We start from the raw sequence: 19,028 nt of genomic DNA, 5'->3' as shown, positions 1-19,028 counted from the left end.
GTGTCGCCCTGCCAGTCGAAGCTGCGGCGCTGGAAATAGGCGTAATGCCGGGCGTGGTCGCGGATCAGCGCACGGGACAGGATCGCCATGTCGCGCGCCGTCGTCCGCTGCAGCCGGTCGGGCAGGCCCGATGCGTTGCGGAACACCGTGCGGCGCATGCCGAGCGCCTTGGCGCGCGCGGTCATCTTCGCGGCAAAGGCCGTCTCGCTGCCGCCCAGCGCCTCGCCCAGCACCACCGCCACGTCGTTGGCCGAGCGGGTGACCAGGGCCAGGATCGCCTGCTCCACCGGGATGGTGCTGCCGGCCGACAGCCAAAGCCGGGACGGCGGCATCGACGCGGCATGCTGCGACACCACGAGGTTCTGGTTCAGCCGCAGCGTGCCGCGGTCCAGCGCCTCGAAGGTCAGCAGCAGCGTCATCATCTTGGTCAGCGACGCCGGGTAGGTCAGGGTGTCGGCATTGCGCCCCTGAAGGACCTTGCCGCTGCCGGCATCCATCAGGATCTCCGCGGCGACCGGCCCGGAAGCCTTTTTCGCCGGGCGCTTGGCCAAGGCCGGCAGGGGCGTCAGCAGGACCGCAACCAGAACCGTGAGAACGGCCAGGGAGAGCAGCCGCGTCGAGACGCGGGCGGGCGGATGCATCGTCTCAGGTCTCCCTGGAGGACGGGGAAGGGCGGGGCGGAGAAAAGCCGGACGGGCCATCGGACAGGCCATCGGACAGGATCGACCGCACCATGGCGCGGAAGGCATCGACCGCCACCGGCTTGACCAGCATGCGCGTGTTGCGGCCGAACCCATCCTCGCCGTCGCCGGGCCTGTCGTCCAGGGCCTGGAAGGCATAGCCGGTCAGGAACAGCACCTTCAGATCGGGATAGCGCGCCCGTGCCGCCTCCGCCAGCTGGCGGCCGTTCAGGCCGGGAAGCCCGACATCGGTCACCAGCAGGTCGACCGGCGGCTTCGCCCCGGTCCCGGCCCCCGCCAGCCGGGCAAGTGCCGTGGCGCCGTCGCCGGCTTCCAGCGCGGTGTAGCCGGCGCTCTCCAGCACCTCCACCAGCAGCATGCGGACCAGTTCCTCGTCCTCGACCACCAGCACGGTGCCGCGCCCGGCCTGCCCGCCGGCCGGAGCAGGGCCGGGGTTGGGAACGGCCTGTTCGGCCGCGGCGGCATGGTCGCGCGGCAGATGGAGATGCACCGCGGTGCCGCGACCGACCGCGCTGTCGATGCGGACGAAGCCCCCGGACTGGCGGGCGAAGCCGTAAAGCTGGCTCAGCCCCAGACCGGTGCCCTGGCCGATCGGCTTGGTGGTGAAGAAGGGCTCGAAGGCGCGGGCCAGCACGTCCGGCGGCATGCCCGTCCCGCTGTCGCGCACGGTCAGCACCGCATAGTCGCCGGGCTCCGCCCCCGGCTCGCCGACGAGGTCGGCCGATGCCAGGGTGGCGTTGGCGGTCCCCACCGTCACGCATCCCCCCTCGGGCATGGCGTCGCGGGCGTTGATCACCAGGTTCAGCAGGGCGCTTTCGAGCTGGTTCACATCGGCATGGACCGGCCACAGCGGCTCCGCCAGCCGGCGCTCCAGCCGGATCTGCTCGCCCACCGAGCGGCCGAGCAGGTCCCACAGCCCGGCCACCACCGCGTTCAGGTCGACATGCTCCGGCTTCAGCGGCTGGCGCCGGGCGAAGGCCAGCAGGCGGCGGGTCAGGGTGGCGGCCCGGTCCACCGCGGCGCGGGCGGTGGCGGTGAAGGGGGCGATGTCGCTGCGCCCGGCCGAGAGCCGCTGCTCGATCAGCTCCAGGCTGCTGCTGATGGCTTGCAGCAGGTTGTTGAAGTCATGGGCGACGCCGCCGGTCAGCTGGCCGATAGCCTCCATCTTCTGCGCCTGGGCCAGGGCCTCGCGCGCTTCGTCCAGCGCCTGCTGGGCCTTGCGGCGCTCGGTGATGTCGCGGGTGACCTTGGCGAAGCCGCGCAGGGTTCCGGTCTCGTCGCGGATGGGGTCGATGACGACGCTGGCCCAGAAACGGGTGCCGTCCTTGCGCAGGCGCCAGCCCTCCGCCTCGAACCTGCCCTCGGACAGCGCGGTGGCGAGCGCCCGCTGCGGCAGGCCGGCGGCGCGGTCTTCTTCGGTGTAGAAGCTGGAGAAATGCCGGCCGACGATCTCGTCGGCGGCATAGCCCTTCATGCGGGCGGCCCCCGCATTCCAGCTGCGGACGACGCCGGCGGGGTCGAGCATGAAGATCGCATAGTCGACCACGCTCTGGACCAGCAGGCGGAACTGCCGTTCGCCGGAGATTGGTTCCCAGGCGGGCGCGACACGCTCGTCCTTCATAACAACGGCTTTCCGGAACACAGAAGGGAGAAACGGGACGTCCGATGATCCGCGTTCGGTGCCGACAGGGTCAATAACCCAAAGCGAATAGTCGGGCATTATTCCGCGGCGTCACGCAGGATGTTCCGGGATTAATCCAGCGCGATTTGGGGCGGCACGTTTTTTAGCGGTATTTACATCTGGAAGGGAAAGGGGCGGGGCGGCGGACCGCCCCGCAGGATCCCTTTGGCCCAAGCTCAGCGCGGGGCCAGAACCATGACCATCATGCGGCCTTCGACCCGGGGCATCTGCTCGACCTTGGCGATGTCCTGGAGCTGGTCGCGCACGCGGACGAGCACGTTCAGACCGAGATCCTGGTGCGCCATCTCGCGGCCGCGGAAGCGCATGGTCATCTTGACCTTGTCGCCTTCCTCGATGAAGCGGATGGCGGAGCGCATCTTCACGTCATAGTCGTGATCGTCGATGTTCGGCCGAAGTTTGATTTCCTTCAGCTCGATGATCTTCTGCTTCTTCCGCGCCTCGTTGGCCTTCTTCTGCTCCTCGAAGCGGAACTTGCCGTAATCGAGGATCTTGCAGACAGGCGGATCCGCCTGGGGCGCCACTTCGACGAGGTCGAGGTCGGCATCCGCGGCGGCTTCCAGCGCTTGGCGGAGCGGCACCACGCCGACCATCTCGCCGTCGGCGCCGACGAGGCGGACCATACGGGCGGTGATTTCACGGTTGAGGCGCGGGCCTTCGCGGACGGGGTCCGCGTCGTAGAGCTTGGCTATGGTGATCTCCTGTGGTCGTGGATGGGTAGAAAAGGGCTAAGCCCGGGCCGAGAAGCTCAGCCCAGGATGTCGAGCACAATCTGCCGCAGTTCGCCGCGGGTCAAGCCGGACGGCTCGGGATCGGCACGAAAATCGGGCTTTTTGCCCTCGACTGCGGCGAACTGGCCGGCAGAAAGGCGGGTGCTGGCCAGGTGGGCCGGTGCAAGCGCGGGCTGGGCGGCAAAATGGCCGGCGGTCTGCGAAAGGGCGGAAACGATCGGGGTCGTCATGAAAATCCTCCAGGCCGGATGGGCGGACCGAAGAAATCGGTGCCGGCCGGCTCTTGCTTGTGTGTGGTATGGCGAAACGGGAGCAGCAAGCGGCTAAACCGCCGCAAGAGGCTCCAACAAGGCGAAACAGGACCGGATATGGACATGTTCCAAAAGGCCGGCGTCCCCGGTGAAGGCTCCTTCCCGCCGGGGCGGAAAAGCTGGGGGGATGGCACCGCACGAGGCGGTTTTCGGCTTTCTTCCAGATGGGAAGCGGGCCGGCGCTTTTCAAGCGCTCCGCAGCGGCCCTCCATCCCGCGGCGGGACGCGCAGGGACCGTGGAAGGCTCGTCGGAGGGTTCCGACTCACCCGCTGACAGGGTTTCCCGTTGACCGGCGCCGTTCCAATGCTCTGCCGGTTGCCCTGGTTGAAATCCTCCACCTGCTTGGTCCATGGTTGCCATGTCCTGCGCGGAGTGGATGGGATCTGGTTCGGTCACGGTCACCCAGAGAGATGCGCCGGGACGCCCCGCCGGGGTGCCATTCCCAGACTTCGTATCGGCTCTGCCGGTATTCGTGACCAATGGCACTATCCCGGCGGTCATGCGCTCATAACCATATCCTTTGACCGCCGGTATCGCCTCCCTGCCCTGCGGCGCCCTCCGCGGTTCCGGCACCAGAGTTTCGGAGCCAGGGTCTCGCACGGAACGGGGGGTTGCGCAAAGCCGTGCCGCCCGTCACACATGGCCGTCACTGATTCGGCTGCCGCCCTGCCTGCAGCAGCGTCTTTACGGAACGGCACGATGAGCACAGCGAATCCCTCGCCCGATACCCAGGCGCCCGACATCCGGTCTCTGGAAAGCGCCTATCGCGGCCGCAGCGCGCGGGTGGCGGTGATCGGGCTCGGCTATGTCGGGCTGCCGCTGGCCCTGGCGCTGACCGGGGCCGGCTTCGCGGTCACCGGCTTCGACATCGACCCGGCCAAGGCGGCGGCGCTGAACGGCGGGCGCTCCTACATCCGGCAGATCGCCGACGACCGCATCGCCCAGGCGGTGGCGACCGGACGGTTCCAGGCGACGGCCGATGCCGACGGGTTCGCCGCCTGCGATGCCGTGATCGTCTGCGTCCCCACCCCGCTGTCGCCGCAGCGCGAGCCGGACCTGAGCTTCGTCGAGGCTTCCACCCGCCTGATCCGCGACCGGCTGCGCCGGGGCCAGCTGGTGGTTCTGGAATCGACCACCTGGCCCGGCACCACCGACGAGGTGATGCGGCCGATCCTGGAGGAGACCGGGCTGGCGAGCGGGCGGGACTTCTTCCTGGCCTATTCGCCCGAGCGCGAGGATCCCGGCAACATCACCTTCACCACCAGCACCATCCCCAAGGTGGTCGGCGGCGACGACGACGGCGCGCGGCGGCTGGCGGTGGCGCTCTACGAGCAGGTGGTGCCGCAGGTGGTGCCGGTGTCGGGCACGCGGGCGGCGGAGGCGACCAAGCTGACCGAGAACATCTTCCGCTCGGTCAACATCGCCCTGGTGAACGAGCTGAAGATCGTCTTCGAGCCGATGGGCATCGACATCTGGGAGGTGATCGAGGCGGCGAAGACCAAGCCCTTCGGCTTCATGCCCTTCTATCCCGGCCCCGGTCTGGGCGGCCACTGCATCCCGATCGACCCCTTCTATCTGACCTGGAAGGCGCGCGAATACCAGATCTCCACCCGCTTCATCGAACTGGCGGGCGAGGTCAACACGATGATGCCGCGCCATGTGGTCGACCGCCTCGCCCTGGCGCTCGACCGCCAGTCCGGGATCGGGCTCAGCCGGTCGCGCATCCTGCTGGTCGGCATGGCCTACAAGAAGAATGTCGACGACAGCCGGGAATCGCCGGGGCTGCGGCTGATGGAGATGCTGCTGGAGCGCGGGGCGGCGGTCGAGTACCACGACCCCTTCATCCCGGTGCTGCCGGTGACCCGCGAGCATGCGGCGCTCGCCGGCCGGCGGTCGGTCGAGTGGACGGTGGAGCGGCTTGCCGGCTTCGACGCCGCGGTGATCGTCACCGACCATGACGGCATCGACTATCGGGGACTCGCCACCCATTGCCCGCTGGTGGTCGACACCCGCAACGCCATGCACGCCGTGGACGGCATCGAAGGCTTCGCCGACCGCATCGTGAAGGCCTGAGGGCGGGGCCGCCGGCAGGGTTGGAACAGCGTGGAACATGCCGGACGCTGCCGTTCCACCGGTCGGGGAAATCCCCCTCCCATGCCCCGGTGCAGGCGATCCTGAAAAGGAGGGAGGGGGAGGCATGGCGTCGGCTCCGTACCGGTGAGTCCGACGCCATTCTATAGGAATTCGTTCCCTGAAGGCGGCGCCAAATTCAACGGAGCGCCGCCCGGAAGGATGGAGTCAGATCTCCTCCTCGCCGCCAAAATCGCCCCAGCCGCTGTCCTCGACCGTCTGTTCGACATGGTCGGTGGCGGCGGTGGCCGCATCGGTGGCCGCGGTGGCGGCCTCACCCGCCATCGCCTCGCCGCCGGAGAACATGCTGGACAGCGCGCTGCCGATCAGCATGCCGCCGGCGACGCCGGCCGCCGTCTGCATCGCGCCGGCCATGAAGCCGCCGCCGGCCCGCGGCTGCTGGGCATAGGCGGCGACGCGCGGGTCGCCATAGGCAGGGGCACCGGCAGCGGCGGGGGGACGGCCCCAGGGCGAACCGGGCGGCAGGGCGGCAGCCGGAGCGGCAGCAGCCGGGGAAGCCGCCGGATAGGAGGGCTGCGGCGCCGGCCGGCTGCCGCCGCCGAACAGGCTGCCGAACAGGCCGCCACCACCGGACTGGGCCGGAGCAGGGGCGGCGGGGCGCTCGCGCAGTTGGCGTTCCAGCTCCTCGTTGCGGGCCTGGGAGGCGGCGAGCGCCTGCTCCATCATCACGATGGCCTGGGCCATCAGATAGGGAGCGGCGGGCTGGCGGGCGATCCGCTCGCGGATCATCCCCTCGGCCTCGGGATCGCGCGGGCCGGATTGCGCCTCGGCCTGATGCAGCTTGGCGAACAGGTCGTCGATGATCTGGCGTTCGGTCTGGTCCATGGCGATGCTCGTCTTCATGAGGTTGCGGACAGGATCCCGCGTCCGGTGCCGACACCCTGGGGAGGCGCAAGGCTGCGGCCGCGCGCCGGAGGGGCGGTGCGCGTCGGGGAAGCGTCGGAGGCGGGAAGGGGCGGGCGTTCGGGCGAGGGGGTCGGGGAAGAGGACATCGGTCCCTCCAAGTGCGGTCACGCCCGTCGGCGCAAAGGCAGGTGAAGAGATCCGACATCGCGACCACGTCTAAGTCGCCAGAGGGGCCCGGATCCAGGTGATGAGCACGTGGCCCCGTCCCGCTTTCCTGTCAAGACGGCCCCCGCAAGTTTTGCACCCCGAAACGGCCCGGACGGGAGCCGGGACGGGAGCGGGCCTGGACCGGCAACGCCGCCCACCCTATAAGGAACGATGGCAACATTGCAGGAAGCGCTGGTCGCGGCGCTGGATCACCAGGAGGCCGGGCGCTTCGCCAAGGCGGACATCCTGTATCGCCGCATCCTCCAGGCTTCCCCCGGCCATCCCCACGCGCTTCACCTGTGGGGCATCCTGGCGGCGCTGACCGGACAGCCGGAGGAGGGGGCCGGCCGGATCGGGCAGGCCATCGCCGTCGCTCCCGACATCGCCGATTTCCATGTCAATCTGGCACGGCTCCAGGCCGCGCTGAACCGGTCCGACCGGGCCGCCCGCCATTATGCCCATGCCGTCGCCCTGCGGCCGGAGGAGGCGGAGACGCGCTTCCAGCGGGCGGTTCTGCTCCAGGATACGGGACAGGCCGCGGCGGCGCGGACCGGTTTCCGCACGGTGCTGATGCTGGAGCCGGCCCATCCCGGGGCGCTGCTGCGGCTGGCCGCCATGGAACCGGGGCTGGGGCGGGCGGTGGCGGCCGCACGCATCGACGTGGCGCTCGCCCCCGACGACCCTGTCCCGTGGAACGAGCTTGCCAACCGGCTGAAGGGAATGGAACGGCAGCGAGGCGTGCGCAGGGAGGCGCAGAGAGAGGCGCTTGCGCGGTCGGCGGCCGCCTATGGCCGTGGGCTGGTCCTGCTGCCGGGGAACCCCGTGCTGCTGAACAACCGCGCCGACAGCTGGCTGAAGCTGGACAGGCTGGAGCGGGCGGAGGAGGACGCACGGGCCGCGGTCGCCGCGGCCTCCGGCTTCGCCGCCGGCTGGAACACGCTGGGCTCCATCCTGATGGCGCGGGGAAAGGCCGGGGAGGCGGTGGGCGCCTATGAACAGGCGGCCGGCATCGATCCCGCGACCGATGTCCAGCCCCGCTTCAACCGCTCCATCGCCCTGCTGACGCTCGGCCGCCTGGCGGAGGGATGGGACGCCTATGAGCAGGGATGGGACGCCCCGTCCGGCCGCTTCCCGCACGCCCGGTTTCCCCAGCCGCTGTGGGACGGGCGCCCGCTTGGTGACGGCAGTCTGCTGGTCTGGGGGGAGCAGGGGCTGGGCGACGAGGTGATGTTCGCCAGCCTGATCCCGCAGCTGGCCGGGGACGGGGTGCGGGTGGTGCTGGATTGCGACGCGCGGCTGGCCCCGCTGCTCGCCCGCGGCCTGCCCGACACCCGACCGGGCGTCGCCGTGGTCGGGCGCAGCGAGCCGTTGAGCCGCCGCCTGACCGCGCCGGACATCGTCGCGCAGATCCCCGCCGGCAGCCTGCCGCGCCTGATGCGCCGCCGGCTGGAGGATTTCGCCGGCCGCCAGCCCGCCTTCCTGAAGGCCGATCCCGACCGGGTGGCCGAGATGCGGCGGCGTCTTGCGGATGGCCAGGGAGAGGGCCGGGGAGAGGGCTGCCGGCTGATCGGAATTTCCTGGAGCAGCAAGAACGCCGCGGTCGGACATCTGCGCTCCATCCCGCTCGACCGGCTGGCCCAGGCTTTGAGGGGGGCTTTGAGGGGTGGGGCGGAGGACCGGCCGGACGTCAGGCTGGTCAGTCTGCAATATGGCGACGTCGCCGCGGAGGCCGCCGCCGCCGGCGTCACCGATCCGGGGCTGGACGCCTGGAGCGACATCGACGGGCTGGCGGCGCTGATCGCCGCCATGGATCTGGTGGTGTCGATCGACAATTCCACCGTCCATCTCGCCGGCGGGCTGGGGTGCCCGACCTGGGCGCTGCTTCCCCACGCCGCCGACTGGCGCTGGATGCAGGGCCGCCGTGACACGGTCTGGTATCCGTCGGTCCGGCTGTTCCGGCAGGACACGCCGGGCGACTGGGACGGCGTGCTGCGGGAACTGGGCGAGGCGCTGCAAGCAGGCTGACGGGGCAGGCCGGCAGGGCAGGCCGAAGGAGGCTTGCCTTTTGCCCGCATAAGAACATATTGCGAACATTGGCAAGGGAGAGGGAAGTTCCCGCGGTGGATGACGCGCTGCTCGACAAGCTCGAAATTCTGGCGGACGCCGCGAAGTACGATGCCTCCTGCGCATCGTCGGGGGCGAAGCGGCGGACAGGCGGGCCGGACGGCATCGGCTCGACCACCGGGGCCGGCATCTGCCACGCCTATACGCCGGACGGGCGCTGCGTCTCGCTGCTCAAGATCCTGCTGACCAACCATTGCCTGTTCGACTGCGCCTACTGCATCAACCGCCGCTCCTCCAACGTGCGGCGGGCGCGCTTCAGCGTCGAGGAGGTCGTGCGGCTGACCCTGGGCTTCTACAAGCGCAACTGCATCGAGGGGCTGTTCCTGTCCTCCGGCATCATCCGCTCGCCCGATTACACGATGGAGCAGCTGATGCTGGTGGCGCGCACCCTGCGGCGCGACCATGGCTTCGCCGGCTACATCCATCTGAAGACGATCCCGGAGGCCAGCCCCTGGCTGATCGAGCAGGCCGGGCTGTGGGCCGACCGGCTGTCGATCAACCTGGAGCTGGCGTCCGACCGCAGCCTGAAGCAGTTCGCGCCGGAAAAGGACGGCGGCGCGATCAAGGCGGTGATGGGGCAGGTCGGCGAGCGCATCGCGGAGGCCAGGGAGGAGAAGCGCCGCTTTTCCCCCGCCGGGCAGAGCACCCAGATGATCGTCGGCGCCGACGCCTCCACCGACCTGTCGGTGCTGGAGACCAGCGACACGCTCTATCGCCGCTATGGCCTGCGCCGGGTCTATTATTCGGCCTTCAGCCCGATCCCGGAGGCCAGCTCCGCCCTGCCGGCCAAGCCGCCGCCGCTCCAGCGCGAGAACCGGCTGTACCAGGCCGACTGGCTGCTGCGCTATTACGGCTTCACGGTGGAGGAGATCGCCGCCGGGGGCGAGGGCGGCATGCTGGATCTCGGCATCGACCCCAAGCTGGCCTGGGCCCTGAAGAACCGCGAGCGCTTCCCGGTCGACGTCAACCGCGCCGACCGCGAGATGCTGCTGCGCGTGCCGGGGCTGGGGGGGCGGGCGGTCGACAGGATCGTCGAGGCGCGGCGCCACACCAGTCTGCGGCTGGAGGATGTCGCCCGGCTGTCGTCGGGGCTGAAGCGGGCGCGCGCCTTCCTGATCGCCGCCGACCACCATCCGGGCGGGCTGACCGACCGCGCCGACCTGCGGCAAAGGCTGGTGGCGCCGCCCAAGCAGCTCAGCCTGTTCTGAGAGGCTTGGCCATGCGGCGTGTGGAGTTGAAGGACGGCGCCGATCTCGACGGCTTCCGCCGCGCGCTGCGCGGGCTGGTCGCGCTCGGCGTCGAACCGGACGAGGTGGATTGGAACATTGGGGCAGCACCGTCGCTGTTCGGGGATGCGGCGCCCTTGCCGGCAGACGCGCCGCCGGTTCCGCTGCCGCGCCCGGTGGGGGCGCTGATCGAAAGCGTGGTCTGCCACCGCGATCCGGAACGCTACGCCCTGCTGCACCGGCTGGTCCGGCGGGTGGTGCGGGGGGAGCGTGACATGCTCGACCATCATGCCGACCCGCTGGTCCACCGGCTGGCACTGCTGGACAAGGCGGTGCGGCGCGACCTGCACAAGATGCACGCCTTCCTGCGCTTCCATGAGGTCCGGGATCCGGATGGGGGCGAGCGCTATCTCGCCTGGTTCGAGCCGGACCATTTCATCGTCGAGGCCACCGCCCCCTTCTTCGTCGAGCGGTTCGAGAGTCTGGTCTGGACCATCCTGACGCCGGTCGGATCGCTGCAGTGGGACCGGCGGTCGCTGACGATCGGACCGGCGGCTTTGAGGCCGGAGGGGCTCGACCGCGACGACCGCTTCGCCGAGGGCTGGCAGCGCTATTACGAAAGCACCTTCAACCCGGCCCGGGTGAACCCCACCGCGATGCGGGCGGAGATGCCGCGGAAATACTGGGCCAATTTGCCGGAGGCTGCAGCCATTCCGGCGATGATCCGCTCGGCGCCCGCGCGGGTGCAGGCGATGATCGAGGCGGAGGCCGCGGTCCCCCGCCGCCGCACCCCCGACAAGGCCGTCGCCGCCATGGCCCGGCAGGAGCCGGCGACGCTGGCCGAGCTGAACCGCATCATCCGGGCGGCAGAACCAATGATATCAGGCCCGCTGGTGCCGGGGGCGACGCAGGCGGTGCCGGGCGAGGGGCCGGTGGGAGCCGCCATCGCCATCGTCGGCGAGCAGCCCGGCGACCGGGAGGATGTGGAGGGCCGCCCCTTCGTCGGCCCCGCCGGGCAACTGCTTACCCGTGCGCTGGAGGAGGCGGGGATCGCGCGCAGCGCCGCCTACCTGACCAACGCGGTGAAGCATTTCAAGTTCGTCGCCCGCGGCAAGCGCCGCCTGCACCAGTCGCCGACCGCCGGCGAGGTCAAGCATTACCGCTGGTGGCTGATGAAGGAGCTGGCCTTCGTCCGCCCGCGCCTGGTGGTGACGCTGGGCGCCACCGCCGCACTGGCGCTGACCGGGCGCAGCGTGTCCGTGCTGCGGGAGCGCGGGCCGATGGGGTTCGGCGATTGGGAGGGGTTCGTCACCGTCCACCCGTCCCACCTGCTGCGCCTGCCGGCCGGCGAGGGGGCGGAGCGGGCCTATCGCGACTTCGTCAGCGACCTGCGGCGGGCGCGGGGGTTGGTGGAGGGAGCGGGTTGACGGCTTCTATCGGTATGATCAAGTATGATCAAGTATTCCAGGGAGAGCCATCATGGCGGAGATCGAGCGTCTGACCATCACCTTGCCGGCCGCCATGGCGGCGGCTGTGAAGGGCGCCGTTGCCGGCGGCGATTATGCGTCGAACAGCGAGGTCATCCGCGAGGCTCTGCGCGACTGGGCGGTAAAGCGCGCCCTGCAACGCCAGGAATTCGCATCGCTGAAGGCGGACATCGACCGAGGCATGGCCGATCTGGCCGAAGGACGCCTGACAGACTTCAATGCCGACCGGATCGCCGAACGGGGGAAAGCATTATCCGCCCGCTCCCGCTCCGCCTGACCGAGGCGGCGGAAGCCGACCTTGCAGAACTCTGGGCCCATGTGGCGGCGGAGTCCTCCGAAACGGTGGCGACCGGCTTCATCCGGGCCATCGAAGACACGCTTCAGCCTCTGCGCCGCTTCCCTTTATCGGGGGCCTCCCGCGACGAGCTGGATCCAGGGCTGCGGGTGACCTTCCACCGTGCCTACGCGATCTATTATCGTCCGCTGCCGGACGCGGTGGCGATCGTCCGTGTCCTTCATGGCGCGCGTGACGCCGCTGCACTCGCCGTCCGTGGCGAGTTCGAGGAGTAGGGTGAGTGGTCCGTTGCCGCTCCGCCTCACTTCCCCTCAGATCACCGCGCGCCGCCGCAGCTCTCCGATCAGCTGGGCGACCATCGCGTCGGTGCCGTGTTCGGCGCCCTTCAGGGTGATCTCCGGGGCCTCCGGCGGCTCATAGGCGCTGTCGATGCCGGTGAAGTGGGGTAGCTGGCCGGCGCGCGCCTTCCTGTAGAGCCCCTTGGGGTCGCGGGCCTCGCAGACCTCCAGCGGCGTGTCCATGAAGATCTCCAGGAACTCGCCCTCCTCCACCAGGGAGCGCGCCATCCGGCGTTCCTCGCGGAAGGGGGAGATGAAGCTGACCAGCACGATCAGCCCGGCCTCCACCATCAGCTTCGCCACCTCGGCCACCCGGCGGATGTTCTCCACCCGGTCCTCGTCGGTGAAGCCCAGATCCCGGTTCAGCCCGTGGCGGACATTGTCACCGTCGAGGATCATGGTGTGGCGGCCGAGACGGTGCAGCTCCTGCTCCAGCCCATCGGCGACGCTGGACTTGCCGGAGCCGGACAGGCCGGTGAACCACAGCACGCAGGGCTTCTGCAGGCCGCCGGCGCGCGCCGCCTTGTCCAGCTTCGAGGCATGGCGGTGGATGTTGGAGGCCCGGCGCAGGGGGAAGCGGATCATGCCGCAGCCGGCGGTGGCGTTGGTCAGCCGGTCGATCAGGATGAAGCTGCCGGTCTCGCGGCTGTCGGCATAGGCGTCGAACGGGATCGGCCGGTCGAGCGCCAGATTGCAGAAGCCGACGTCGTTGAGGTCCAGATGCTTGGCGGCGGCATGCTCCTGGGTGTTGACGTTGATGGCGTGCTTCAGCTCCGTCACCTGGGCGCCGACCGTCGCCGTGCCGGCGCGCAGCAGGTAGGAGCGGCCGGGCAGCAGCGGCTGCTCGTCCATCCACACGACATGCGCCGCGAACTGGTCGGCGACCTCCGGCCGGCCGGCGGCGGCGACGATCATGTCGCCGCGGCTGGCGTCGACCTCGTCGGCCAGCACCAGGGTGACGGCCTGTCCGGGCAATGCCGCCTCAAGCTCACCGTCCATGGTGACGATCCGCGCCACCCGGCTGGTCCGGCCGCCGGGCAGGATGGCGACATCGTCGCCGGCGCGCAGCGCGCCGCCGGCCACCGTGCCGCAGAAGCCGCGGAAATCCTGGTTCGGCCGGTTCACCCATTGCACCGCCAGGCGGAAGGCGCCGAGCTTCTCCTCCGCCGCGGCGTCCACGCTTTCCAGATGGCCGAGCAGGGTGGGGCCGCCGTACCAGCCCATCTGCTCCGACGGCTTGGTGACGTTGTCGCCGGTCAGCGCCGAGACCGGGATGCAGGTGACCTCGTCGAGGCCGATGCGCCGGGCGAAGGCGCGGTAGTCGGCGGCGATGCGCTCGAAGGTCTCGCGGTCCCAGCCGACGGCGTCCATCTTGTTGACCGCCAGCACGACATGGCGCACGCCCAGAAGCGAGACGATGGTGCTGTGACGCCGGGTCTGGGTCAGCACCCCCTTGCGTGCATCGACCAGCAGCACCGCGGCGTCGGCGGTCGACGCGCCGGTGACCATGTTGCGGGTGTACTGCTCGTGGCCCGGCGTGTCGGCGACGATGAACTTGCGGCGGTCGGTGGTGAAGAAGCGGTAGGCGACGTCGATGGTGATGCCCTGCTCGCGCTCCGCCGCCAGCCCGTCGACCAGCAGGGCGAGGTCGAGCTGGCCGGCGCCGGTGGTGCCGAAGCGGCCCGAATCCGCCTCCAGGCTGGCCAGCTGGTCCTCGAACAGGCATTTGCAGTCGTAGAGCAGCCGGCCGATCAGCGTCGACTTGCCGTCGTCCACCGAGCCGCAGGTGATGAAGCGCAGCAGGTCCTTGCCGTTCTGGCGGGCCAGATACGTCCGTACCTCGTCGGCGGCATCCATGGGGGAGCCATCGACAGGACCGACGGCGGCGGACGCGGCGGCGGGATCGAGATCCGTCAGCATCAGAAGTAGCCTTCCTGCTTCTTCGCTTCCATCGAGGCGGCGGCGTCCTGGTCGATCACGCGGCCCTGCCGTTCCGAACTGGTGGACAGCAGCATCTCGCGGATGATCTCGGGCAGGGTGGCGGCGGTGCTGCGCACGGCCCCGGTCAGCGGATAGCAACCGAGCGTGCGGAAGCGCACCCAGGCCATCTCCGGCACCTCGCCGGGCCTGAGCGGCAGGCGGTCGTCATCGACCATGATCAGCGTGCCGTCGCGCTCCACCACCGGACGGGGCTTGGCGAAATAGAGCGGCACCACCGGGATGTTCTCCTGGTGGATGTACTGCCAGATGTCCAGCTCGGTCCAGTTCGACAGCGGGAAGACGCGGATGCTCTCGCCCTTGTGGATGCGCCCGTTGTAGAGGCTCCACAGCTCCGGCCGCTGGTTCTTCGGCTCCCAGCGGTGGGTGGATGTCCGGAAGGAGAAGATGCGCTCCTTGGCGCGGCTCTTCTCCTCGTCGCGGCGCGCCCCGCCGAAGGCGGCGTCGAAGCCGTGGGCGTCGAGCGCCTGTTTGAGCGCCTGCGTCTTCATCACGTCGGTGTGGACGGCCGAGCCGTGGGTGAAGGGACCGATCCCCTGGCGCACGCCGTCCCGGTTGATGTGGACCGTCAGGTCGATGCCCAGCTCCCGCGCCATGCGGTCGCGGAAGTCGATCATCTCCCGGAACTTCCAGGTCGTGTCGACATGCAGCAGCGGAAAGGGCGGCTTCGACGGGTAGAAGGCCTTCATCGCCAGATGCAGCAGGACCGAGCTGTCCTTGCCCACGGAATAGAGCATGACCGGCTTGTGGAACTGTGCCGCCACCTCGCGCATGATGTGGATGCTCTCCGCCTCCAGCCTTTGCAGGTGGGTGAGGCGGGCCGGTGCGGTCAGGATGGCGGGCAAATCGTCCCCGGAAAGGGTGGCGGGCCGGTCCTTGGCCCCGGTGGCCGCGGGACGGGTGTCGAGCAGTGGATCAAGCAGCATAGCCGGCCTTCTTCTGCATGTCTCCGGCCACGGCGTCGAACACGCTCCGACGCTTGTGCGACCATTGGATCGGGCGCTTCGACGGATCGAAGCCTTCGGGTTTCCTGACAGGGGTCCAGCTGACCGCGCCGTTGCTGCGCGAGGCGCGGGACGATCCCAGAATGGGAAGGTCGCTGATCCGCGCGAACGGATAGCGTCCCTCGTCCAGCTCCAGAAAGCGCATCAGGCCGCGGACGGTGCCGTCCGGGGCCGCCACGGCGTCCTCGAAACGGACCAGACGGCAGGCGTCGGCGCCCATCCGGCTCTGCGCCTCCAGCGCCGCCTCGGTGCCGAAGCTCCATTCGCGGCAGACGTCGGCAAAGGTCCGGCCGAGGAAGCGCAGCGGCCAGGTGTCGATGGTCGACTGCACCGCCCGGCGGCCGTCGCGCAGCACGATCAGGCAGCGCTCCGTTGGGAACAGGTAGGGGAAATAGCGCATCATCCGGGTGTGGGGCGACTTGATCACCACCGTCTTGTCGGCCGGAAATTCGGCTTCGATCCGGTGCAGGAATCCACCGATCATATAACAGAAGGTTTCCAGATCGCTAAACGACTCCCGGTTTCGTTGATAAAGACGCAAAAGCCGCCCCTCATAGATGCGGGCATCCTCCAGCGTGTTCAGGACTGGAAGCTCACGGATGCCGTAGGGGTTGACCACCACGTCGGGATGCAGCTCCAGCAGGCTCTGCAGATAGTTGGTGCCGCTGCGCGGCATCACCCCGTGCAGAAAGACGATGCGCGGGACGGACCGGCAGGCAGGGGCGGCAGCGACGGCCTCCGCAGCCATCCCGCGGACCGATCGGGCGACCGACCGCAGGTGATGGGCGTTCTCCTCGCTGAACAGAGGGTCGAAGAAGGCCGATCTTTCGGTGCTTGGAAGTCGAAGAAGCCGTTTTCCGATAAAGCCGATCTCTTTCTGAAGACGATGAACAGCACCATCGCCGAAGTGATGTCGCAGCGATGTGGCATAATGATCGGCTGCCAGGGTCTTTCCATTCCAAAACACACCAGCCTCCTTCTGCGTCACCGTCTCGCCTGGCAACCCGGTTCCCCCATGGTCTCCGCAATCGGTGCGATTTTTCTGCAAATCGGGCATCGCCGTCTCTCCAGGCCAGTTATGGTCCTGTCGAACGGGCTTTTTTATGCCTAATCCGGATCTAACCCCATGGCCTTACAAATATACAGATGAAATACTCGATGGTTAATCACGCCATCCCCAGAAATTTCATGGAGATCATGAAAATATTCTTGAGATATAGAAGCAAAATTCGATAGGAATCCGGATTTTCGTGATACGTATAGGCCAAGATTCTCCAGCATTATCTGTAGAATTAGCTCATAAAGCGAGCATTTCTAAAATATTTACTTTATCATTTTTCAATATGGTGACGAAAATCCCTGACCCGCTTCCCCGACACTCCGATCTTTCGGGTAAAGGAGGAAGGCTGAAGCGTCGTTCCCCACCCGCTCTTTTTCGGGGTGCTGTGTCTCTTCGGCGCCCACCCGCCGCCCCTCCGGCCTGTCCGATGCTTTCGCTTGAACGCCGCCGGGGTGGGGGTTATGGTCGGCCGGCCGCAGACGGGGAATACTCCAAATTGTTTAACTCTCAGCCGGGAAACCCTACGGTAGCGGGTTTCGGCGCCGGTCCCTTTGCCCTTTTCCAGACCGCCTGGCATCACAGGTCGCTGATCCTGCGGCTGGCCCGTCGCGAGATCGACGCCCGTTACCGCGGGTCCGTGCTGGGCATCGTCTGGGCGGTGCTGAACCCGATCCTGATGCTGGCGGTCTACACCTTCGTCTTCTCGGTGGTGTTCCAGGCGCGCTGGGGAGCGACCGGGGAAAGCAACACCCAGTTCGCCCTGCTGCTGTTCTCCGGCCTGATCCTGTTCAACGTGCTGGGCGAATGCCTGAACCGGGCGCCCGGACTCCTGCTGGAGAACATCAGCTACATCAAGAAGGTGGTCTTCCCGCTGGAGATCCTGCCGCTGGTGTCGCTGGCCGTCGCCCTGTTCAACGCCGGGATCGGCTTCGTCATCCTGGTGGTCTTCCATCTGCTGGTGGCCGGTCTGCCGCCGGCGACGGCGCTGCTGCTGCCGCTGATCCTGGCGCCCTTGTGCCTGACCACGCTGGGGCTCAGCTGGTTCTTTGCCGCCTCCGGCGTCTTCCTGCGCGACCTGCGGCAGGTGGTGGGGGTGGCCGTCACCGTGCTGATGTTCCTCAGCCCGATCTTCTATCCGATGACCGCGATCCCCGAGCGTTTCCGCGCCATCCTGCACCTGAACCCGATGACCGCGATCCTGGAGCAGTCGAAGGATCTGCTGTTCTGGGGCCGCATCCCGTCACCGGTGGAGTGGGGTCTGGCGACGCTGGGCGCCTGGGCGGTGGCGTGGCTCGGCTATCTCTGGTTCATGAAGACCCGCCGGGGGTTCGCCGATGTCGTCTGAACCCATCTCGTCTGAGACTCCTGTCGTCATCCGCGCCGAGGGGCTGGGCAAGGCCTACGCCATCTTCAAGCGGCCGCAGGACCGGCTGAAGCAGATGCTGGTGCGCGGCCGGCGCAAATATTACGACGAGTACTGGGCGCTGCGCGGCGTCGACCTGGAGGTTCGCCGCGGCGAGACGGTCGGTCTGATCGGCCGCAACGGCTCGGGCAAATCGACCTTCCTGCAACTGCTCTGCGGCACGCTGACGCCGACCTCCGGCCGCATCGCGGTGGACGGCCGCATCGCGGCGCTGCTGGAGCTGGGCGCCGGCTTCAACCCCGAATTCACCGGCCGCGAGAACGTCTATCTCGCCGCCTCGGTCCTTGGCCTGTCGAACGCGCAGATCGCCGAGCGCTATGACTCCATCGCCGAGTTCGCGGGCATCGGCGACTTCATCGAACAGCCGGTGAAGCTCTATTCCAGCGGCATGTACGCCCGCCTCGCCTTCGCGGTGGCGGCGCATGTCGACGCCGACATCATGATCGTCGACGAGATCCTGGCGGTCGGCGACGCCTCCTTCACCCAGAAATGCATGCGCTTCATCCACCGCTTCAAGGAGCGCGGCACCCTGTTCTTCGTGTCGCACGACACCGGACAGGTGGTGAACCTCTGCGACCGGGTGGTGTGGCTGGACAACGGGTCGGTGCGGGCCATCGGCCCGGCCAAAGAGGTCTGCCACGACTATCTGGCGGCGCTGTACAGCGACCAGGACACCTCGCGCGGCTTCCGCATCGGCGGCGCCCGGCAGGCGCTGCCCCAGGCCAGGCGCGAGGAGCCGGTGGAGGACGCCCGCGCCGAGCTGCTGAAAGGCTCGCAGCACCGCAACGCCATCGAGCTGTTCGACTTCAACGACAGCGGCCCCTGGTTCGGCAACCGCGGCGCCACCATCACCAACGTCTCGATCCTCGATGCCGGGGAACAGCCGCTCAGCGTGCTGGAGGGCGGCGAGGTCATCGTGCTGAAGGTGGACTGCCGGGCCGACCAGCAGGTCTACCGCCCGATCGTCGGCTTCTACGTGAAGGACAAGCTGGGCCAGAACCTGTTCGGCGACAACACCTTCCTCAGCTATCAGCTCGACCCCGTCACCATCCCGGCCGGTCAGGACTTCGCCGCCCGCTTCCGCTTCCAGATGCCCTATCTGCCCAGCGGCGACTTCTCCATCACCGTGGCCCTCGCCGAGGGCACGCAGGAGGACCACGTCCAGCACCATTGGGTCGAGGACGCGCTGTTCTTCAAGGTCCATGCCAGCCATGTCGTGCGCGGGCTGGTCGGCATGCCGATGCTGGCGATCACGCTGGAGGCGGAGGGGGCGTCAGCCCCCCAAGCGGCTCCCCGGACTGCCCCCGCGACAAAATAGCGACTGGTCGCGGACACCCCGGACTGAGGCAGGAAAACCGCAGTTCCGGGCATTGTCGGGCGCCGCAAAGCGGGTTCCGGACAGCGGCTTGCATTCCGGCGGGGTGTC

At 68.6% G+C, this 19,028-nt stretch carries 17 protein-coding genes; 9 read left to right on the top strand and 8 right to left on the bottom strand.

The features are described from left to right. The 4 genes from I71_RS15850 to I71_RS15835 all read right to left on the bottom strand — a co-directional run. Positions 1 to 641, bottom strand: a 641-nt coding sequence (locus I71_RS15850) for a D-alanyl-D-alanine carboxypeptidase family protein (protein ID WP_042695802.1), incomplete at its 3' end; no start/stop codon positions are given. A gap of 4 nt (positions 642 to 645) precedes the next feature. Next, positions 646 to 2,322 (bottom strand): PAS domain-containing sensor histidine kinase, encoded by a 1,677-nt coding sequence (locus I71_RS15845; RefSeq protein WP_049976144.1) that lies wholly within the window; start codon positions 2,320 to 2,322, stop codon positions 646 to 648. Positions 2,323 to 2,558: 236 nt separating this feature from the next. Then, entirely contained in the window at positions 2,559 to 3,092 is a 534-nt protein-coding gene (gene infC / locus I71_RS15840) for a translation initiation factor IF-3 (RefSeq protein WP_081506050.1), read from the bottom strand. A 56-nt stretch (positions 3,093 to 3,148) separates the two neighbouring features. After that, complete coding sequence (locus tag I71_RS15835; protein ID WP_042695801.1) at positions 3,149 to 3,361, bottom strand: hypothetical protein; 213 nt, start codon at positions 3,359 to 3,361, stop codon at positions 3,149 to 3,151. 781 nt (positions 3,362 to 4,142) lie between these two features. Between I71_RS15835 and I71_RS15830 the strand changes: the two genes are divergently transcribed. Further along, the gene (locus tag I71_RS15830) at positions 4,143 to 5,516 is read left to right on the top strand and encodes a nucleotide sugar dehydrogenase (protein ID WP_049976143.1); all 1,374 of its coding nucleotides are present in this window, start codon (positions 4,143 to 4,145) and stop codon (positions 5,514 to 5,516) included. A 225-nt stretch (positions 5,517 to 5,741) separates the two neighbouring features. Here I71_RS15830 and I71_RS15825 read toward each other — a convergent pair whose 3' ends face one another. Next, positions 5,742 to 6,419: a DUF2076 domain-containing protein gene (locus I71_RS15825; protein ID WP_042695811.1), complete on the bottom strand. Its 678-nt coding sequence runs from the start codon at positions 6,417 to 6,419 to the stop codon at positions 5,742 to 5,744. A gap of 399 nt (positions 6,420 to 6,818) precedes the next feature. Here I71_RS15825 and I71_RS15820 point away from each other — a divergent pair, with 399 nt between their 5' ends. The 5 genes from I71_RS15820 to I71_RS15800 all read left to right on the top strand — a co-directional run bounded on the left by I71_RS15820 (position 6,819) and on the right by I71_RS15800 (position 12,054). Beyond that, positions 6,819 to 8,672 carry a tetratricopeptide repeat protein gene (locus I71_RS15820; RefSeq protein WP_042695800.1) on the top strand — a complete coding sequence of 618 codons (1,854 nt, stop codon included), beginning with the start codon at positions 6,819 to 6,821 and terminating at the stop codon, positions 8,670 to 8,672. Positions 8,673 to 8,767: 95 nt separating this feature from the next. After that, positions 8,768 to 9,979: a putative DNA modification/repair radical SAM protein gene (locus tag I71_RS15815; RefSeq protein WP_042695799.1), complete on the top strand. Its 1,212-nt coding sequence runs from the start codon at positions 8,768 to 8,770 to the stop codon at positions 9,977 to 9,979. 11 nt (positions 9,980 to 9,990) lie between these two features. Beyond that, positions 9,991 to 11,424: a UdgX family uracil-DNA binding protein gene (locus I71_RS15810; RefSeq protein ID WP_042695798.1), complete on the top strand. Its 1,434-nt coding sequence runs from the start codon at positions 9,991 to 9,993 to the stop codon at positions 11,422 to 11,424. A gap of 52 nt (positions 11,425 to 11,476) precedes the next feature. After that, complete coding sequence (locus I71_RS15805) at positions 11,477 to 11,761, top strand: ribbon-helix-helix protein, CopG family (RefSeq protein WP_042695797.1); 285 nt, start codon at positions 11,477 to 11,479, stop codon at positions 11,759 to 11,761. 41 nt (positions 11,762 to 11,802) lie between these two features. Beyond that, entirely contained in the window at positions 11,803 to 12,054 is a 252-nt protein-coding gene (locus tag I71_RS15800) for a type II toxin-antitoxin system RelE/ParE family toxin (RefSeq protein ID WP_049976141.1), read from the top strand. A gap of 36 nt (positions 12,055 to 12,090) precedes the next feature. On the opposite strand, the gene cysN is transcribed toward I71_RS15800, so the two are convergent. The 3 genes from cysN to I71_RS15785 are packed head-to-tail and all read right to left on the bottom strand — an operon-like array spanning position 12,091 to position 15,867. Further along, a complete protein-coding gene (cysN, locus tag I71_RS15795) occupies positions 12,091 to 14,037 on the bottom strand; it encodes a sulfate adenylyltransferase subunit CysN (protein ID WP_083897188.1) in 1,947 nt (648 codons plus the stop codon). Next, positions 14,037 to 15,041, bottom strand: a complete 1,005-nt coding sequence (gene cysD / locus I71_RS15790; RefSeq protein WP_280109883.1) for a sulfate adenylyltransferase subunit CysD — start codon at positions 15,039 to 15,041, stop codon at positions 14,037 to 14,039. The genes cysN and cysD overlap by 1 nt, the downstream gene beginning before the upstream one ends. Continuing rightward, complete coding sequence (locus tag I71_RS15785) at positions 15,031 to 15,867, bottom strand: sulfotransferase (RefSeq protein ID WP_083897190.1); 837 nt, start codon at positions 15,865 to 15,867, stop codon at positions 15,031 to 15,033. The genes cysD and I71_RS15785 overlap by 11 nt, the downstream gene beginning before the upstream one ends. Before the next feature lie 33 nt (positions 15,868 to 15,900). On the opposite strand from I71_RS15785, the gene I71_RS37500 reads away from it, so the two are divergent. The 3 genes from I71_RS37500 (at position 15,901) to I71_RS15775 (ending at position 18,920) form a co-directional block, all read left to right on the top strand. Next, positions 15,901 to 16,230: a hypothetical protein gene (locus I71_RS37500; RefSeq protein ID WP_148294258.1), complete on the top strand. Its 330-nt coding sequence runs from the start codon at positions 15,901 to 15,903 to the stop codon at positions 16,228 to 16,230. Positions 16,231 to 16,675: 445 nt separating this feature from the next. Further along, positions 16,676 to 17,524 (top strand): ABC transporter permease, encoded by an 849-nt coding sequence (locus I71_RS15780; RefSeq protein ID WP_199902192.1) that lies wholly within the window; start codon positions 16,676 to 16,678, stop codon positions 17,522 to 17,524. Then, positions 17,514 to 18,920, top strand: a complete 1,407-nt coding sequence (locus I71_RS15775) for an ABC transporter ATP-binding protein (protein ID WP_244433865.1) — start codon at positions 17,514 to 17,516, stop codon at positions 18,918 to 18,920. The genes I71_RS15780 and I71_RS15775 overlap by 11 nt, the downstream gene beginning before the upstream one ends. Positions 18,921 to 19,028 lie beyond the last annotated feature (108 nt).

Source organism: Azospirillum sp. B506, assembly GCF_000333595.1.
In the GTDB taxonomy this organism is placed as follows: domain Bacteria; phylum Pseudomonadota; class Alphaproteobacteria; order Azospirillales; family Azospirillaceae; genus Azospirillum.
Note: the sequence above shows the minus strand (reverse complement) of the source record. Positions and strands in the feature narration are given on the sequence as shown.

Coding starts and splice junctions, on each gene's coding strand:
- I71_RS15820 (WP_042695800.1), top strand. CDS start 6,819: ATGGCAACATTGCAGGAAGCGCTGGTCGCGGCGCTGGATCACCAGGAG.
- cysD (WP_280109883.1), bottom strand. CDS start 15,041: ATGCTGCTTGATCCACTGCTCGACACCCGTCCCGCGGCCACCGGGGCC.
- I71_RS15775 (WP_244433865.1), top strand. CDS start 17,514: ATGTCGTCTGAACCCATCTCGTCTGAGACTCCTGTCGTCATCCGCGCC.
- I71_RS15805 (WP_042695797.1), top strand. CDS start 11,477: ATGGCGGAGATCGAGCGTCTGACCATCACCTTGCCGGCCGCCATGGCG.
- I71_RS37500 (WP_148294258.1), top strand. CDS start 15,901: ATGGGCGTTCTCCTCGCTGAACAGAGGGTCGAAGAAGGCCGATCTTTC.
- I71_RS15825 (WP_042695811.1), bottom strand. CDS start 6,419: ATGGACCAGACCGAACGCCAGATCATCGACGACCTGTTCGCCAAGCTG.
- I71_RS15845 (WP_049976144.1), bottom strand. CDS start 2,322: ATGAAGGACGAGCGTGTCGCGCCCGCCTGGGAACCAATCTCCGGCGAA.
- I71_RS15835 (WP_042695801.1), bottom strand. CDS start 3,361: ATGACGACCCCGATCGTTTCCGCCCTTTCGCAGACCGCCGGCCATTTT.
- I71_RS15785 (WP_083897190.1), bottom strand. CDS start 15,867: ATGGCTGCGGAGGCCGTCGCTGCCGCCCCTGCCTGCCGGTCCGTCCCG.
- cysN (WP_083897188.1), bottom strand. CDS start 14,037: ATGCTGACGGATCTCGATCCCGCCGCCGCGTCCGCCGCCGTCGGTCCT.
- I71_RS15810 (WP_042695798.1), top strand. CDS start 9,991: ATGCGGCGTGTGGAGTTGAAGGACGGCGCCGATCTCGACGGCTTCCGC.
- I71_RS15830 (WP_049976143.1), top strand. CDS start 4,143: ATGAGCACAGCGAATCCCTCGCCCGATACCCAGGCGCCCGACATCCGG.